Here is a 16,492-nt window from a genome sequence, read left to right as displayed (position 1 = left end):
AGGTCATCACCTGGGAAATCGTACTCAGATAGAAGTTCACGAACTTCCATTTCTACTAGTTCTAGTAGCTCTTCATCGTCAACCATGTCACATTTGTTCATGAATACGATGATGTATGGGATACCAACCTGACGGCCTAGTAGGATGTGCTCACGAGTTTGTGGCATTGGACCATCTGTCGCAGCAACAACTAGGATACCACCGTCCATCTGTGCAGCACCAGTGATCATGTTTTTAACATAATCCGCGTGTCCTGGACAGTCTACGTGTGCGTAGTGACGAGTTGGAGTGTCGTACTCTACGTGAGAAGTAGCGATTGTGATACCGCGCTCACGCTCTTCTGGAGCGTTATCGATAGATGCGAAGTCACGAGCAGCACCGCCGTATACTTTAGCAAGTGTTGTACAGATAGCTGCAGTTAGAGTAGTTTTACCGTGGTCAACGTGGCCGATAGTACCAACGTTTACGTGCGGTTTTACACGTTCAAATTTTTCTTTAGACACAATCGTGTTCCTTCCTAGTTATGATTCGCCGTGATCATTATTGATCTCGACGCGCCAGAAATTGTTATTTTATGCGCCAACGCTTGTTAGCGCAATATTTGGACGCATTGATCTTTAAAAAAAGCTGGACTTTTTTTCAGCTCAAAGCGTTTTAATTAGTAACCACGGTCTGCAATGATTTTATCTGCGAAGTTTTTCGGTACTTCAGCGTACTCGTTAAACTCCATAGAGTAAGACGCACGGCCTTGAGTTGCAGAACGTAGGTCCGTTGCGTAACCAAACATCTCAGATAGTGGTACTTGAGCGCGGATGATCTTAATACCAGCCACACCATCGTCCATACCTTCGATCATACCGCGACGGCGGTTAAGGTCACCAACAACATCACCCATCCAATCTTCAGGAGTAGTTACTTCAACATTCATCATTGGCTCAAGAAGAACAGGCTGTGCTTCTAATGAACCCTTCTTGAATGCCATCGAGCCAGCGATCTTAAACGCCATCTCGTTAGAGTCAACATCGTGGTAAGAACCATCAAACAACGTTGCTTTAATATCTAGTACAGGATAACCCGCTAGAACACCGCTGTTCATTTGCTCTTCGATACCTTTCGCTACCGAGCTGATGTATTCCTTAGGAACCACACCACCCACAATTTCGTCAACAAAGACAAAACCTTCGCCAGGTTCAGATGGCTCCAGTTTGATCCATACGTGACCATACTGACCACGACCACCAGATTGACGTACAAATTTACCTTCAACTTCCGCGTTGCCACGGATTGTTTCACGGTACGCAACCTGAGGTTTACCAACATTACAGTCAACGCTGAATTCACGTTTCATACGATCAACGATGATATCTAGGTGAAGCTCACCCATACCAGAGATCAGTGTCTGACCTGTTTCGTCGTCCGTTTCTACGCGGAATGATGGATCTTCTGCCGCTAGTTTACCTAGTGCAATACCCATCTTCTCTTGATCGGCAACAGAGCGAGGCTCTACCGCGATCTGAATTACTGGATCAGGGAACTCCATACGTTCCAGAATCACTTTGTGGTTCTGGTCACATAGCGTATCGCCTGTTGTCACGTCCTTAAGGCCGATTGCTGCTGCAATATCGCCCGCGCGAACTTCTTTAATTTCGTCACGCTTGTTTGAGTGCATCTGTACGATACGACCAAAGCGCTCTTTCTTTTGCTTCACAGAGTTGTAGACTGCGTCGCCAGAGTTCACCACACCAGAGTAAACACGCATAAAGGTCAGCGTGCCTACGAATGGGTCAGTTGCGATCTTGAATGCTAATGCTGAGAACGGTTCGTTGTCATCTGCATGACGCTCAACTTCTTTCTCGTTGTCATCCACACCTTTAATCGCTGGAACGTCGATTGGTGATGGCAAGAATTCAACCACTGCATCGAGTACCGCTTGAACACCTTTGTTCTTGAAAGCACTACCACAAGTGGCCAGTACGATTTCGTTATTTAGTGTGCGTGTACGCAGTGCTTGCTTGATTTCAGCTTCCGTTAGTTCGCCTTCTTCAAGATATTTGTCCATTAGCTCTTCGCTAGCTTCTGCCGCTGACTCAACTAGGTTGTTGTGCCACTCTTCAGCAAGCTCTTGCATGTCTGCAGGAATCTCTTCGTAAGTGAAGGTTGTACCTTGGTCAGCTTCACTCCAGTTGATCATCTTCATCTTGATTAGGTCGATAACACCCTTGAAGTCATCTTCCGCACCAACGTTAAGTTGGATCGGAACAGGGTTCGCACCAAGACGGTTTTTGATTTGATCAACAACGCGTAGGAAGTCAGCACCTGCACGGTCCATCTTGTTAACAAATACCATACGAGGAACGTGGTACTTGTCAGCTTGACGCCATACAGTTTCAGATTGAGGTTCAACACCCGATGAACCACAGAACACAACAACGGCACCATCAAGTACGCGCAGTGAACGCTCTACTTCGATCGTGAAATCAACGTGTCCAGGAGTATCGATAATGTTGATGCGGTGGTCTTGGAATTGTGCATCCATACCACGCCAGAAAGTAGTGGTTGCCGCAGAGGTGATTGTGATACCACGCTCTTGCTCCTGCTCCATCCAGTCCATGGTAGCAGCGCCATCGTGAACTTCACCGATTTTATGAGAAAGACCAGTGTAGAACAGAATACGTTCACTTGTGGTTGTTTTACCTGCGTCTACGTGAGCGACGATACCAATATTACGGTAGCGCTCAATAGGAGTTTTGCGAGCCACGATTGAATCCTCTTAACTTAGAGATAGGGACTATTGCTATAACTAAAAAATGCTATCCCCTAGATATAGCAATAGTTCCTAGCATAGGCATAGGAACTAAAGAAGTGCTGCAAGGAACCTTGCAGCACTGAAAAGGTATTACCAACGGTAATGAGCGAACGCTTTGTTTGCGTCAGCCATGCGGTGAACGTCTTCACGTTTCTTAACCGCAGTACCTTTGTTCTCAGACGCGTCTAGCATTTCAGCAGCTAGGCGTTGAGCCATAGATTTTTCACCACGCTTACGCGCAGCTTCAACCAACCAACGCATAGCAAGTGCGTTACGGCGAACCGGACGTACTTCTACAGGTACTTGGTAAGTTGAACCACCTACACGGCGAGATTTAACTTCTACCGCTGGGCGAACATTTTCAAGAGCTTCTTCAAAAATAGCTAAGTGGTCTTTACCAGACTTTTCAGCCATAGAATCTAGTGCAGTGTAAACGATTTTTTCTGCAGTAGATTTTTTACCGTCAACCATTAGGATGTTAACGAATTTTGCCAGCAGTTCAGATTTGAACTTTGGATCTGGAAGGATCTTACGCTGACCAATGACGCGACGACGTGGCATGGATTTTCTCCGTTGTCTTCTTCAGGTTTTATCCAAAACTTTTCAGTTTTTTCAAAAAATTAAAAATAATTTAGTGTTTGGCCTTACTTAACGGAATCCATTAAGACTTAGGACGCTTCACACCGTACTTAGAACGACCTTGTTTACGGTCGTTAACGCCAGCACAGTCAAGTGCACCGCGAACAGTGTGGTAACGTACACCCGGAAGGTCTTTTACACGACCGCCACGGATTAGTACAACACTGTGCTCTTGAAGGTTGTGACCTTCACCGCCGATGTACGATGTAACTTCGAAGCCGTTTGTCAGACGTACACGACAAACTTTACGAAGTGCTGAGTTAGGTTTTTTAGGTGTAGTAGTGTAAACACGAGTACATACACCACGTTTTTGTGGGCACGCTTCTAGTGCAGGCACGTTGCTTTTAACAACTTGCTTTGCACGTGGCTTACGTACCAACTGGTTAATAGTTGCCATTAACTAGCTCCTGATTTACTTGAAAGTAAGCTTTGTGAAAAATCTATCCCTAACAGCGGTTGGCAGTTAGGGACGCAAAATTCTATGCAGCAGTGAGAGGTGTGTCAAGAAATATACGGATCTTTTTTGTTCAATTAGGACAATTAATCCGTAAAGCTCAATCGACAGGAAAGAAGGGTTAATCCCAAGTCAGAGATTTGGCTTGTTTTGCTGTTAGTTCAACAAAGCCAGTATAGCCAACCACTTCAATAGATGGGCTGATGCGATTGCTCATGCCACGGGCTTCAATATCGCTTTGCAGCGCATACACTGATGGACCTTTTACCTTGCTGAACGCCTTATGCTGAGGGTTCGCAGCGTACACGGCATCTTCAATCAACAAGACATCATCTTGCTCACTGTACAGTGCCATTGCATCGTCTAATGCAGCTACGGATTTGATGATATGTAACATGGCTTCCTCAGAATGACAGCAGTTTGCCCGCTTGTTGCAGTTTAACTTTTAGTTGCTCAGTATTTAGAGCCTCTGCATCAATGACTAAATCGGCTTGAGCCAAGCCACGCTCGGCAAGCGAATCGGCACAAACAAATACTTGCTCAATATCGTACAAGTCGAACAGCTTGAGCATTGGTGCGTAGTCTTTGCTTAAGATGCCATTAGGCTCTTGCCCAAGCAGCAATTGGTAAACACCATCACCAACAAATAGGGCGGTGATGTCCTCACAGTACGCAGATGCCGCTAGCAGCGCATCCACACCTTCACGTCCTGCATTGCTACCATGAGGCGCGCTACGAAATAGGTAAGTTAGCTGACTCAAAACTGCACCACTCTATCTTGGGTTAACATGGCTTCGGCTAAGCTTCCCAAACCGGCTTGCTCGAATCCTGTAGCTAGGTTGTTCTGCTCAAGACCATGTTGATTCGCTTCATCTTCGCTGACGATGCCGCGACGTAAAGCTGCTGCAACGCAGGTTTCCAAACGAATATCGTGTTGTTGTGCGAGTGATTGCCAAGCTTTGGTTAGGTCAAACTCGTCGTTGGCAGGCACGCTCAAAGCCGTACCATTAGTGACGCCATCTTGGTAAAAGAACACACTCACCAGAGTATGCCCTTGTTCAATGACCGCTTGTGCGAATTGATATGCGCTGCGTGCCGATTGACTGCCGTAAACCGGACCATTCACGACCAGTGTGTAAGTTAATCCACTCACGCTTATTCGTCCTCAGTTTTACGCTGACGAATGTATAGGTAAACGGTGTGCTTAGAGATGTTCAGCCGATCTGCTACGCGGTTGATGGCGTCTTTGATATCGAAGATACCTTTGTCGTACAGCTCCATGACGATCTGACGGTTTTTGGTGTTGTTCGATACCGATTTATCGGCGTTGATCTCTTCAATCGTGCGCTCAACCGTTTGGTCTACGAGTTCTTCAACATCACTTGCGAAGTTAACGGATGACGCCGCTTCTTTCGCTTCTTGCGTTGGCATGAAAGATTGCAGCACTTGAGAGAAAGGCGCATCAAGGTTGACGTTGATACAAAGCAAACCAATCACGCGGTTTTCGCCGTTACGAATCGCAACGGTGATCGACTTCATTAATACGCCGCCTTTTGCGCGGGTGAAATACGAACGTGAGAAGTTACGCTCAGAACCTTCGATGTCTTTCAGCATCTTAAGTGCTAAGTCAGTGATAGGAGAACCTACCTGACGACCGGTGTTCTCACCGTTAGCGATTTTGATTGCAGAGGTATTGAGGTCTTCCAGTGAGTGAAGAACGATCTCACAGAACGGACCGATAAGACTGGCAATGCCGTCAACGACCGCTTCGTAAGATCTCAAGATGATTTTATCGTGCTCGGTAAATGGCATCACGTTGACAGATTCCATTTCGAGCAACATTTCCGCATTTATTGTTTCTGTAGTTGTCATAAGCCTTCGAGCGAAAAATCAACAAATTGGTGTAAGTTTATCAGAAAATTTGAAAGGCAACCTAGCAAACTCACCAACTAGTGACCTAGAACAAAAAAGGCCCGTAAAACGGACCTTTTTTCATTGAGTTATCGCTAAGGATAATTATTGAGCAGCGTTGTCGCTCTCAATTTTCAGTAGCTCAACTTCGAATACTAGCGTTGAGTTAGCAGGGATGCTTGGTGTGTCTTGGTCACCGTATGCTAGCTCTGGCGGGATAACGAATTTGAACTTAGAACCTACAGGCATTAGCTGAACACCTTCAGTCCAACCTGGGATTACGCGGTTTAGTGGGAACGTTGCTGGTTCGCCACGATCGTAAGAACTGTCGAACTGAGTACCATCGATCAGAGTACCTTTGTAGTGTACTTGAACTGTGTCAGTATCTTTTGGCTTCTCACCTTCAGCTGGAGTCTCTACTTGGTATAGAAGACCAGATTCTGTCTTCACTACGCCTTCTTGCTTCTCGAATTCAGCACGGAAATCATCGCCAGCTTTCTTCGCTTCAGCTGCTTTCTCAGCCGCTTGCTTTTGCATTGTTTCAGCAACACGCTTGTCTAGAGATTCTAGAGCGGCACGAGTTTCTTCTTCGTTAAGCGCTGCGTTGCCTTTGAATACGTCTTCAATACCTTTAAGAACCAGGTCTTTGTTTAGGTCGATGCCAATCTCGCTTGGTTTTTCAATGCTAGTGCTTAGGTAGTTAGCAAATGAAACACCGATCGCGTAAGCCGCTTTGTCATCGTCTGTTTTAAAGTGAACTGCTTTACCAGTTTCTGCTTGAACTTGCTCTGCTTGAGGTGCTGCTTCTGGTTTTGTTTCTTCTTTTTGACAACCTACCGCTAGCATTACTGTTGCAGCAAGTAGCGACACTTTTAAAACTGATTTCATTAAATTCTCCCAATAATGGCTTAGCCACTGGTTGTTGTGCACAAATCTTCTATGAGACTAGTGAAGACAATCGTTATACCAATATACTAGCTATATGTCTTAAGACACAAACCGGATTATTAGATGTGATGCAAAGAATTTCTCATTTATTCCTATATTTAATTGTCATCACCACGTTAAATGGATGCTTTTTTACCGATCGCGATGTTCAACGTTGGTCACTCGAACCACAAGGTTCCACCAGCTTTGCGCTCAGCCGAGATGGTCGATTTGCGCTGCTGTACTCCAAAGAGCACCAATTGGTTCTTTGGGATTTGGAGCAAAACAAACAACTCGCAAAGCTGGGTGAACTCGATCAAGCTGCCAATGTTGTCTCCCATATTCGCATTTCGGACAATGGTCGTTATGCAGTCACAGCTAGCCAAATGAACTTCGCTGTGTGGGATCTCGGGTGGACTCAAGCCGAAGGACTTTGGTCTATCGATGACGCGCTGATTCGAGACGTTGATATCACCAGTAACGGTGAACAGGTGTTACTTGGACTGTCCAACGGTAAAGCGATTCACGTCAACTTAGTCACTGGTCGTCGGCTAGAGTTCCTTGCGCACCAAGAAAAAGTCAATTCTGTCGCTATCTCGCCCAACGGTCGCTTCGCTCTAACTGGTGGCAACGACTACAAAGCGTATCTGTGGGATACCGAAACCGGGCTAGTATTGCGTACCTTTGAACACGACCAGCGCGTTGTTCGAGTCGCCTTGCAGAGAGATGGAAAACTGGCCATGACCTCAGACGGTGGCAACCAAGCCATCATCTGGAATTTAGAGACTGGCGAAGAAGTCACGCAACTGAGCAGTTGGTCTCGTCAGTTAATCTTCTCGACGGCGCGCTTCTCCGATGATGGCAACTGGTTAGTAACTGGCACACCTTCCGGTCGTGTGATGGTGTGGAATACCCAAACAGGCAAACGCGTGGATGGATTTGAAGTTGAGCCGAAAAAAGATACTCGCCCTCCCCGTGCGGTCGTGTATGATGCAGCCTTTGATTCCAAGCAACGTGTAATTACTGCCACTTCTGCGGGCATTGCCCAAGCTTGGCAGCTAGAGAACGAATCATGACAGAGAAAATCATTCAGCAATTGGAAGCACGCATTAATGACTTAGAATGTCAGCTTGCGTTCCAAGAACAGACTATTGAAGATCTGAACGGCGCCTTGTCGCAGCAGCAACTGCAAATTACCAAGATGCTCGATCAGATGAAATATGTGGTAGGTAAAGTGAAAAATATGGACTCGTCGAATTTAGCCGATCCATCGGAAGAAACACCACCACCGCATTATTAAAGTGCAGGTACAAATTGCATAAAGCCCAGAACGAGTTCTGGGCTTTGTTGTATTAGCTACTTCAAAATGCAGCTTAGGAATGAGGGGGAGGAAACTATTCGTCTGCGTAGATTTTCACGCTCAACTCACCTTGCGTATTGATGCCAGCTCGGTACATGCCAGAACTGTTCATCGCAAAGTGCAACTCACCTTGTGCATCGATAGCGATTAGACCGCCCTCTCCGCCCATCTCTTTAAGTTCACCTTGGATAATATGTTCACAAGCCGTGTGGACGTTTTCTTGCAAATAACGCATGCGTGCTGCAACGTCTTCGGCAACACGTTTACGAATAAAGAACTCACCAACACCCGTAGTGGAAACCGCAACAACACCATTCTCTGCCACGGTGCCACACCCAATCAGAGCGGAGTCTCCCACTCGTCCGTATTTCTTGTTGGTCACGCCACCAGTACTGGTCGCAGCGGCTAAGTTGCCTTGTTGGTCCAATGCCACCGCACCAACCGTGCCGTGCTTACGGTCATCTGGGTAACGAGATTCCGACAGAGCAAACAATCCTTTCTCACGCATAGACAGCAACTGCTCATAACGGCGATCAGTAAAGAAGTAATCTTGCTCGGTGTACTCATGACCTTGTTCAAAAGCAAACTTTTCTGCGCCCTCACCCATCAACAATACATGGTTGCTGTTTTGCATTACGTCACGAGCGAGTTCAATTGGGTTTCTGATATGACGAACTCCAGCGACTGCTCCTGCGGCTTGGTGTCGACCATCCATCAAAGAAGCGTCCATTTCGACCATCTCGTTATGGGTCAGCACAGAGCCTTTACCCGCATTAAAATTGGGAGAGTCTTCCAACACTTTCACTGCCGCCACGACCGCATCTAAGGCTTCACCGCCTGTTGCTAGGATTTGATGCCCCGCTTTTACCGCAGCTTCTAAATCCGCCAAGATGGATTGTTGCAGTTCATCACTCATCTGTTCACGTAAGATAGTGCCTGCACCGCCATGAATGGCAATCGAGAAAGGTTTCGTCATCGCTTTGTCCAACTGTTATTCCTTGTATGGTTGGCACTACACCCCAGATAAACAAAAAGCGCAAGTTGAAACCTCAACTTGCGCTTTTTAAAGCTTTGCTAGATAGCGTTATCTAGTGAAGAGCGTGCGATTAGTGAGAACCGCAACCGCCGCCACCACAGCAGCCGCCTTCGTGATCGTGGTCGTGACCGCCACAACAGCCACCACCCTGGTGGATGTGACCGTGTTCGATCTCTTCAGCTGTCGCTTCACGAGTAGCCATAACTTCTACTTCGAAAGTTAGTGTTTGGCCAGCTAGCATGTGGTTACCGTCTACAACAACTTCGTCGCCGTCTACTTCAGTTACTTCTACAGGGATTGGACCTTGGTCAGTATCTGCTAGGAAACGCATGCCAACTTCGATTTGGTCAACGCCTTGGAATACGTCTGCAGGAACACGTTGCACTAGTGCATCGTTGTGGTCGCCGTACGCATCTTCAGGAGCTACTGTTACTGAGAACTTGTCGCCAGCCACTTTACCTTCTAGTTCTTTCTCAAGACCAGTGATTAGGTTGTTGTGACCGTGAAGGTAATCAAGAGGTGCTTCAGAAGTTGATTGATCAACAACAACACCGTCTTCCAACATTACTTTGTATGCAAGGCTTGCAACAACGTTCTTTTCAATTTTCATACTAACTCCAGGGAGATTAATTGACCTAACCAGAATGGGGTTAAGTACCGAGATGATAGTATTATGGGGATCAATTAACGAAGTTCAATTACTCAGGCTTAAAAATCCCGATCATTTCTTGTTCTGAGTGTTTATTTTTTTCTACAGATTGCGGTTTACGCTGCTCGGTATAATCGCAGTCGACACACTCAACCAGCTCAATGTTGTTATCAATCCACCAGCGTAGAGTATCTTGCTGACTGCATTGCGGGCAGCTTGCACCCGCGATAAAACGTTTCTTGGCTTTCACTTTTGTTCCTTTTCCCGCTTGATGCTGCGCGGGTACTACTTCCAATGATTTGGCGACTGTTGGTCGCTTTCCATTTCACGACCGAAGATTTCTTCTAGTTCTTTACGTGCTTCTTTCGAGCGTTGAGCAAGTTCTTTGTCCTCATTGTGCTGAGGCAATAAGTCTTTGAGCATAGCATTATCTAGCTTGCGAAAATGTGCTTCTGCCCGCTTTGCTTGATACGGGTGCATGCCTAATTCTACGAGCGCTTGGCGACCTAGATCTAAAGCACCCAAAAAGGTTTCACGCGAGTAATTCTGCACGCCGTGGTTCATTAACTGGTAGGCTTCTACGCGGCTGCGAGCACGGGCAAGGATCTTCAACTTCGGAAAGTGCGCACGGCAAATGTCGACAATCGCCATCACCTCATCTGGTGAGTCGGTACAGATCACTAAAGCTTCTGCTTTATCTGCCCCCGCGGCACGTAACAAATCAATCTGAGTCGCATCACCATAAAACACCTTATAACCGTATTTACGCAGCAAGTGGATTTGGCTCGCGTCACTTTCTAGTACTGTTACTTTGATCTTATTGGCGTACATCAAGCGGCCGACAATCTGACCAAAACGACCAAAGCCCGCGATGATCACTCGTGGTCGACGATCCACCACATTGGTCGTCACGCTCTCTTCTTCTTGGTTAAGTGTGTGCGCAAACCACTTCTTCTGCCCCATGAGCAACAGCGGCGTGGTCACCATCGACAAGCTCACCACCACCAACAAGAAAGCAACTTGTTCTTTGGTTAAGATACCTTCTTGGCTTGCCGCAGTGAAAATCACAAACGCAAACTCACCACCTTGGCTCAAAATCGCCGCCATACGACTGCGCGACTTCGCACGAACTCGAGCAGTGCGAGCCAAGACATACAGCACCAAACCTTTGACTACAACAAGGGCAATCACGGCACTAATGATCGCAAACGGCTGAAGTGCTAATAAGCCCAAGTTCACTGCCATACCCACAGCAATAAAGAACAAGCCAAGTAGCAGACCTTTAAACGGTTCAATCGCGATTTCTAGTTCATGACGGTATTCACTTTCTGCCAGTAACACACCTGCTAAGAAAGTACCGAGTGCCATCGACAATCCCAGCTTTTGCATCGCAACAGAAATGCCAAGTACGACTAAGAGGGCGGCAACGGTGAAGAGTTCTCGCACACCACTCATCACCACAAAACGGAACAGAGGACGTAAGAGGAAATGACCGCCAACTAATAACGCAGCCACACTGCCTAACACCCAAATAGCATCTAACCAATCGCCACCACCTTGCCCACCAGCAAGTAATGGCAACATGGCAAGCATCGGGATGACGGCAATATCTTGGAATAGCAACACAGCAAAACCAGATTGTCCGGTTTCCGTGCCGGCTTGCCCCTGCTCTTCGATCACTTTTAGTGCAATCGCGGTGGACGAGAGTGCCAAGCCCATACCGATCACTAAGCTCACTTGCATGCTCAATCCAAACAGGCTGACAATGCTGCCTATCACCGCCGTGGTGACAATAACTTGGGCGCCACCCAGACCGAGGATGGGTCCGCGCATCTGCCATAACTTTTTAGGGTTCAGTTCCAAACCAATTAAGAACAGCAGCAACACCACCCCGAGTTCGGCAAAGTGCAGAATCGCATCCACATCACTGATTAACCCCAGCCCCCAAGGACCAATTAGAACACCTGCAATCAGGTAGCCAAGCACAGACCCCAGCCCCAGCCGCTGGGCAATCGGCACCGCAATAACGGCAGCAGAAAGGAATACCACACTACTTTGAAGAAACTCACTGGTTATCGCCATGTCGACCTCCTTGCTCATCCCACTCTCTAAGGGGGTTGTTCAGCCATTGACGATATTGTTCAGCATGCTGATAACGTTCGATATCCGATACATTACGCGACCAGTACAGCACTAAAGGCTCAATCCAATGCATTTGACACAAAGCTGCGGTCAGTTCGAACGGCTGGAGGATTTGTTCCAACGGGTATTTGTTGTACCCCATCGGGCTGAACGCATCCTCTTTACCGCCAGTAGTGATTACACTGCGCCAGTACTTACCCGCTAATGCGCTACCATCACCGAACGCAAAGCCTTTGCCCAACACACGGTCCATCCATTCTTTCAACAGTGCGGGACAGGAATACATATAGAGGGGATGATGAAAAACGATCACATCGTGCGTCATCAGCAGATCGTGTTCGTAGTTCACATCAATAAAGAAATCAGGGTACGCGCCATAAAGATCGTGCACGGTGACATGACCCAGTGATTCGATTTTTTTAATCATCACTTGGTTGGCAATGGAGTTTTGCGGTTCTGGGTGAGCATAAATAACCAGAACCCTCGGAGGAATGGGCGTAGCAACAGCCAAATGGTCGTCCTTGTGTTGATTTCTCAGGGAAAATTATCGTTATCAGTTTGTTATACTTTTTTGTATAGCATAATGCAATTAAAGCGCAGAGATCGACTTTTCCCGCCAATACCCCTACTATTCACCGCGAGATCAACGACCAAGAAACGCGCACTGCGCAAAGTGAATTAAAACTCTATGATTACCTTCTCTGATATTCAGTTACTGCGTGGCGGTAAACCTCTTTTAGACCAAGCATCTGCAACCATTCACCCGGGTGACAAAGTGGGTCTGGTTGGTAAAAACGGCTGTGGTAAATCAACTCTGTTTGCCCTACTAAAAGATGAACTGTCGATTGATGCAGGCTCATTTAGCCAACCTCAACATTGGGAATTGGCTTGGGTTGCACAGGAAACGCCAGCACTCGACCGTAGTGCACTGGAATACGTGATTGATGGTGATCGTGAGTTCCGCGATCTTGAAGCTCAACTGGCTGTCGCCGAAGAGAAAGACAACGGCACCTTAGTTGCGGAGATCCACGGCAAGATTGAAACCATTGGCGGTTACAGCATTCGCGCACGTGCTGCCGAGCTGCTTGATGGTCTGGGCTTTAGCCAAGAGCAAATGAGCTGGAACCTAACTCAGTTCTCGGGTGGTTGGCGTATGCGCCTTAACTTGGCTCAAGCGCTATTGTGTCGTTCTGATCTACTGTTACTCGACGAACCAACCAACCACTTGGATTTGGACGCGGTAATGTGGCTAGAGCGCTGGCTACAAAACTACCCTGGTACGCTGATTCTGATCTCGCACGACCGTGACTTCTTGGACCCGATCGTTGGTCGCATCATTCACATCGAGAACCAGCAGTTGAACGAATACACGGGTAACTACTCGTCATTCGAAAACCAACGCGCACAAAAGATGGTGCTTCAACAGGCGATGTTCGAGAAGCAACAGAAACAGATGTCGCACATGCAAAGCTACATTGACCGCTTCCGTTACAAAGCATCAAAAGCGCGCCAAGCACAAAGCCGTATTAAAGCGCTGGAGCGTATGGAGAAGGTACTGCCAGCGCAGTTCGATAACCCATTTAGTTTCCAGTTCCGCGATCCTGCAGCGCTACCAAACCCAATCATGATGATGGATGAAGTATCAGCAGGCTACGGTGACAACCTGATCCTAGAGAAGATCCGCCTTAACCTAGTGCCGGGTAGCCGTATTGGCCTACTTGGTCGTAACGGCGCAGGTAAATCAACCTTGATCAAATTGCTGTCTGGTGAGCTAAAAGCGCAAGGCGGCGATCTAACTTACTCGCAAGGCGTGAAGATCGGTTACTTCGCTCAGCACCAACTAGAAACACTGCACCCAGAAGAAACACCGCTTCAGCACATGATGCAAATCGCGCCGGATCAAACCGAGCAGCAACTACGTGATTACCTAGGTAGCTTTGGTTTCCAAGGTGATAAAGCGCTTGAGAAAGTTGCACCGTTTTCTGGTGGTGAGAAAGCACGTTTGGTATTGGCATTAATTGTGTGGCAGAAACCGAACCTGTTGCTACTCGATGAACCGACCAACCACTTAGATTTGGACATGCGCCAAGCATTGACCATGGCACTGCAAACATTCGAAGGTGCCATGGTGATTGTTTCGCACGACCGCTACCTATTGCGTGCAACAACAGATGATTTGTACCTTGTGCACGATCGCCAAGTCGCACCATTCGACGGTGACTTGAACGATTACTACAAGTGGTTGACCGAGCAACAAAAAGCCGAGCGTAAAGAAGCACAAGCAGCTCAGCCAGTGAAAGATAACGCCAACAGTGCAGCGGCCAAAAAAGAGCAAAAGCGACGCGAAGCAGAATTTCGTAAGCAGACCGCACCAATTCGCAAAACGCTGACACAGTTGGAAAACAAAATGGATAAGTTAGGCGAAGCACTGGCGAAAGCAGAAGAACAGTTATCGGATAACTCTCTGTATGAAGCCGAAAACAAAGCTAAACTTAACGAAGTGTTGGCGCTTCAAGCTTCTAGCAAAGCAGATCTTGAAGAAGTAGAAATGGAATGGATGTCTGCCCAAGAAACACTTGAGCAGATGGAACTAGAGTTTAATCAATGACAAACGAGCACGCAGAATACACTCTCACCCTAGAACACCTTTGGCAGTTCAGTCTGCAATTTTATGGTGTGCGAGAAGTGAAGGAAGCGTGCCTATCATTGCAAAACAACTATCACGGTAACGTGAACCTATTACTGCTGCTCAGATGGCTCGATGAGCAGCAGGTAATTTTCCAAGAGCAAGACTGGCACTTGGTGCAAGGCTGTCTTGGTCGAAGTGAAACCCTGCTCCACTCTTACCGTGAACTTCGTCGCCACCTCAAATCACAAGTTAATGATGCGCTTTATCGCGAAGCATTACAGTTCGAATTGCAGCTCGAAAAACAGCAACAGTCCGACCTAGTCGACTGCGTCAACTCACTCAAATTAGTCAAGAATGACGGCGAACCACTGACGCTGAGATACTGTCGCCAGTTGGGTGGTGAACATTTACAACAGGCATTCTCCATGCCAGTTCCAAACATTCAATATCCATAAATCAGTCATAAACCAGTAAAATATCTATACTAAAGCTGTAAAGGATTATATTAATAAGTTCTTCGGCGAACATTGAAGGACCATATAAGAGCAGTTAGGTATGACACAATTTTTCGCAGCCGCCGGGATTAAGAACCCGCATCTCCAGACGCTATTGCCGCGCTTTATCCGCAAGAAAGCGTTATTTACGCCTGTTTGGCAAACACTCGATACACCAGATGGTGACTTCCTTGATTTGGCCTGGTCACAGCAGCCAGATTCTGAAGCCGCTCACAATAAACCAATCTTCGTCCTCTTTCATGGCTTGGAAGGCTGCTTCTATAGCCCGTATGCGAATGGTTTGATGAATGCCTTCTCTAAATCGGGTTGGCTGTCAGTGATGATGCACTTTCGTGGGTGCAGCGGGAAGCCAAACAAAAAAGCCCGCGCTTATCACTCCGGCGAAGTAACGGATGCTCGCTTCTTTCTTGAGCAGCTCAATCAGCAATTCCCTAACAACCCTAAAGTTGCGGTCGGCATTTCCCTTGGCGGTAACATGTTGGCGAACTACTTGGCTGAGTACAAAGACGATCCCATCTTAAGTGCCGCGACCATTGTCTCTGCACCACTGGACTTGGCAGCATGTGCAAATCGTATTGAGCAAGGCTTCTCGAAAGTTTACCGACGTTACTTGCTCTCCTCACTCAAGCGCAATGCGTTACAGAAGCACGATTTGATCCACGGAGAGTTAGCCCTGTCGTACAACTCGATCAAACGCGTCACTCGCTTGTATGAGTTTGATGACTTGATCACCGCGCCTCTGCATGGCTTTAAGGACGCGCAAGATTATTACGATCAATGTTCAGGCTTAAGCAAGCTGCAGCAGATCACCTTGCCAACCTTGATCATCCACGCCAAAGACGATCCCTTTATGACCGAAGAAGTGATCCCGAAATTCGTATTGCCAGACAACATCGATTACCGACTTTACGAACATGGTGGTCACGTAGGCTTCCTAACAGGTAGCGCATTAAAGCCGAAGTTCTGGCTAGAAGAAGCACTGCCGGCTTACTACGAAAGTATCGCCGCTGAGTACCTTTCTGCTGTATCCGTGCCGCGAACACAGTAAACTACCTGAGCGCGCGAGACATCCATAACCTAAGAGGCGCGCTTAAACATCATAAAAGTTTGAGGTATTTATGATCATTCCATGGCAAGACATTGCGCCAGAGACACTAGAAAACCTGATCCGCGAATTCGTTCTTCGTGAAGGCACCGACTACGGCTCAGTTGAAGTTTCACTGCAGAGTAAAATCGATCAGGTCAAATCCCAATTAGAGAAAGGCGAAGCGGTCATCGTATTTTCTGAGCTTCATGAAACGGTTGATATCCAACTAAAAGCAAAGTTTTAGACCCTTCACATTTTACCGTATCCCACTCGATGACAAGGGCTTGTTACGTGCTATAGTGGGTTATCGACCGTGCAGCATACGCGTGCTGCACTT

At 47.2% G+C, this 16,492-nt stretch carries 20 protein-coding genes; 6 read left to right on the top strand and 14 right to left on the bottom strand.

Annotated elements, in window-relative coordinates; translation table 11 throughout:
- The 9 genes from KIO97_RS06180 to fkpA form a co-directional block, all read right to left on the bottom strand.
- A partial coding sequence (locus KIO97_RS06180; protein ID WP_285381501.1) for a GTP-binding protein occupies positions 1–503 on the bottom strand: 503 nt, incomplete at its 3' end.
- A gap of 155 nt (positions 504–658) precedes the next feature.
- Complete coding sequence (fusA, locus tag KIO97_RS06175) at positions 659–2,758, bottom strand: elongation factor G (RefSeq protein WP_005532212.1); 2,100 nt, start codon at positions 2,756–2,758, stop codon at positions 659–661.
- Positions 2,759–2,896: 138 nt separating this feature from the next.
- On the bottom strand, positions 2,897–3,367 hold the full coding sequence (gene rpsG, locus KIO97_RS06170) for a 30S ribosomal protein S7 (RefSeq protein ID WP_005438390.1): 471 nt from the start codon (positions 3,365–3,367) through the stop codon (positions 2,897–2,899).
- A 100-nt stretch (positions 3,368–3,467) separates the two neighbouring features.
- Complete coding sequence (gene rpsL, locus KIO97_RS06165) at positions 3,468–3,842, bottom strand: 30S ribosomal protein S12 (RefSeq protein WP_004399892.1); 375 nt, start codon at positions 3,840–3,842, stop codon at positions 3,468–3,470.
- Between the two features lie 178 nt (positions 3,843–4,020).
- A complete protein-coding gene (gene tusB, locus KIO97_RS06160) occupies positions 4,021–4,296 on the bottom strand; it encodes a sulfurtransferase complex subunit TusB (protein WP_012126451.1) in 276 nt (91 codons plus the stop codon).
- Positions 4,297–4,303: 7 nt separating this feature from the next.
- Positions 4,304–4,660, bottom strand: a complete 357-nt coding sequence (gene tusC, locus KIO97_RS06155) for a sulfurtransferase complex subunit TusC (protein ID WP_285381490.1) — start codon at positions 4,658–4,660, stop codon at positions 4,304–4,306.
- Positions 4,657–5,052: a sulfurtransferase complex subunit TusD gene (gene tusD / locus KIO97_RS06150; protein ID WP_005532205.1), complete on the bottom strand. Its 396-nt coding sequence runs from the start codon at positions 5,050–5,052 to the stop codon at positions 4,657–4,659. Before tusD ends, tusC begins: the two co-directional genes overlap by 4 nt.
- A 2-nt stretch (positions 5,053–5,054) precedes the next feature.
- Positions 5,055–5,771: a transcriptional regulator gene (locus KIO97_RS06145; RefSeq protein ID WP_005438378.1), complete on the bottom strand. Its 717-nt coding sequence runs from the start codon at positions 5,769–5,771 to the stop codon at positions 5,055–5,057.
- Between the two features lie 144 nt (positions 5,772–5,915).
- On the bottom strand, positions 5,916–6,698 hold the full coding sequence (gene fkpA, locus KIO97_RS06140) for an FKBP-type peptidyl-prolyl cis-trans isomerase (RefSeq protein WP_050911061.1): 783 nt from the start codon (positions 6,696–6,698) through the stop codon (positions 5,916–5,918).
- A gap of 128 nt (positions 6,699–6,826) precedes the next feature.
- Between fkpA and KIO97_RS06135 the strand changes: the two genes are divergently transcribed.
- On the top strand, positions 6,827–7,813 hold the full coding sequence (locus KIO97_RS06135) for a WD40 repeat domain-containing protein (RefSeq protein WP_285381503.1): 987 nt from the start codon (positions 6,827–6,829) through the stop codon (positions 7,811–7,813).
- Positions 7,810–8,037 (top strand): SlyX family protein, encoded by a 228-nt coding sequence (locus KIO97_RS06130; protein WP_005381455.1) that lies wholly within the window; start codon positions 7,810–7,812, stop codon positions 8,035–8,037. Before KIO97_RS06135 ends, KIO97_RS06130 begins: the two co-directional genes overlap by 4 nt.
- Before the next feature lie 94 nt (positions 8,038–8,131).
- Here the strand turns inward: KIO97_RS06130 and KIO97_RS06125 are convergent, their stop codons facing one another.
- From KIO97_RS06125 to kefG, 5 genes are all read right to left on the bottom strand, one after another.
- Positions 8,132–9,073: an isoaspartyl peptidase/L-asparaginase family protein gene (locus tag KIO97_RS06125; RefSeq protein ID WP_285381487.1), complete on the bottom strand. Its 942-nt coding sequence runs from the start codon at positions 9,071–9,073 to the stop codon at positions 8,132–8,134.
- Between the two features lie 130 nt (positions 9,074–9,203).
- Positions 9,204–9,743, bottom strand: a complete 540-nt coding sequence (slyD, locus tag KIO97_RS06120; RefSeq protein ID WP_285381485.1) for a peptidylprolyl isomerase — start codon at positions 9,741–9,743, stop codon at positions 9,204–9,206.
- Positions 9,744–9,831: 88 nt separating this feature from the next.
- Positions 9,832–10,032: a YheV family putative zinc ribbon protein gene (locus KIO97_RS06115; protein WP_005432753.1), complete on the bottom strand. Its 201-nt coding sequence runs from the start codon at positions 10,030–10,032 to the stop codon at positions 9,832–9,834.
- Positions 10,033–10,067: 35 nt separating this feature from the next.
- A complete protein-coding gene (gene kefB, locus KIO97_RS06110; protein WP_228906229.1) occupies positions 10,068–11,864 on the bottom strand; it encodes a glutathione-regulated potassium-efflux system protein KefB in 1,797 nt (598 codons plus the stop codon).
- The gene (gene kefG / locus KIO97_RS06105; protein ID WP_005432767.1) at positions 11,848–12,435 is read right to left on the bottom strand and encodes a glutathione-regulated potassium-efflux system ancillary protein KefG; all 588 of its coding nucleotides are present in this window, start codon (positions 12,433–12,435) and stop codon (positions 11,848–11,850) included. Before kefG ends, kefB begins: the two co-directional genes overlap by 17 nt.
- Positions 12,436–12,612: 177 nt before the next feature.
- Between kefG and KIO97_RS06100 the strand changes: the two genes are divergently transcribed.
- From KIO97_RS06100 to KIO97_RS06085, 4 genes are all read left to right on the top strand, one after another.
- The gene (locus KIO97_RS06100) at positions 12,613–14,532 is read left to right on the top strand and encodes an ABC transporter ATP-binding protein (protein ID WP_005432758.1); all 1,920 of its coding nucleotides are present in this window, start codon (positions 12,613–12,615) and stop codon (positions 14,530–14,532) included.
- Positions 14,529–15,008, top strand: a complete 480-nt coding sequence (locus KIO97_RS06095) for a TIGR02444 family protein (RefSeq protein ID WP_005432772.1) — start codon at positions 14,529–14,531, stop codon at positions 15,006–15,008. The genes KIO97_RS06100 and KIO97_RS06095 overlap by 4 nt, the downstream gene beginning before the upstream one ends.
- Positions 15,009–15,108: 100 nt before the next feature.
- Positions 15,109–16,116 carry a hydrolase gene (locus KIO97_RS06090; protein WP_045370245.1) on the top strand — a complete coding sequence of 336 codons (1,008 nt, stop codon included), beginning with the start codon at positions 15,109–15,111 and terminating at the stop codon, positions 16,114–16,116.
- Between the two features lie 70 nt (positions 16,117–16,186).
- On the top strand, positions 16,187–16,399 hold the full coding sequence (locus KIO97_RS06085; RefSeq protein WP_005432763.1) for a YheU family protein: 213 nt from the start codon (positions 16,187–16,189) through the stop codon (positions 16,397–16,399).
- Positions 16,400–16,492: the final 93 nt, after the last annotated feature.

Source organism: Vibrio sp. B181a (assembly GCF_030248375.1).
In the GTDB taxonomy this organism is placed as follows: Bacteria; Pseudomonadota; Gammaproteobacteria; order Enterobacterales; family Vibrionaceae; genus Vibrio; species Vibrio campbellii.
Note: the sequence above shows the minus strand (reverse complement) of the source record. Positions and strands in the feature narration are given on the sequence as shown.